Origin of the sequence: Escherichia sp. WS1265 (genome assembly GCF_046487585.1) — a bacterium.
In the GTDB taxonomy this organism is placed as follows: Bacteria; Pseudomonadota; Gammaproteobacteria; order Enterobacterales; family Enterobacteriaceae; genus Escherichia; species Escherichia coli.
In genome coordinates, this window is the sequence record NZ_JBJQJE010000100.1 from 1 (window position 1) to 569 (window position 569).

1 protein-coding gene is annotated in these 569 nt (G+C 58.5%); it reads right to left on the reverse strand.

Features of this window, described 5'->3' with window-relative positions:
- Positions 1-466, reverse strand: a 466-nt coding sequence (locus ACJHX3_RS25030; protein ID WP_032297597.1) for a single-stranded DNA-binding protein, incomplete at its 3' end; no start/stop codon positions are given.
- Positions 467-569 lie beyond the last annotated feature (103 nt).

Genomic DNA, 569 nt, shown 5'->3' on the forward strand with positions numbered 1-569 from the left:
CTGGCTGCGCGGCCTTACGTCCACGGCCTTTCGTTTTCGCGCCACCTTTTTTCGTCGCGTCAGCACTCTGTGGCTGCCCATTCTGCTGAGGCTTCGGTTGCGCCTGAGCGTTCTGCTGTGGTGCACGTCCCAGCATCTGCACGGTGCCCGTGGTCTTAACAAGAATTTCAGTGACGTAACGGGTGATACCGTTATCTTCCCAGCTACGGGTGCGAAGCTGACCTTCGATGTAGACCTGCGCACCCTTGCGCAGATATTCACCTGCCACTTCCGCGAGCTTGCCGAACAGCACCACGCGGTGCCATTCCGTCTGCTCCCGCATCTCCCCCGTCTGTTTGTCACGCCAGCTTTCTGATGTGGCCACCTGCAGGTTTGCCACTGCGCCCCCGTTGGGGATGTAACGGACTTCCGGATCATTGCCCAGACGCCCGACGAGGATGACCTTGTTGATACCACGTGCACTCATAAGAACCTCCTGACTGAAAGATGTGAGATAAACCGGATACCGGCGACGGGACGTTCATGTGCCCCTTCAGAGGAGCGAAAGCTCCTCCTGCCGTCCACTTCAC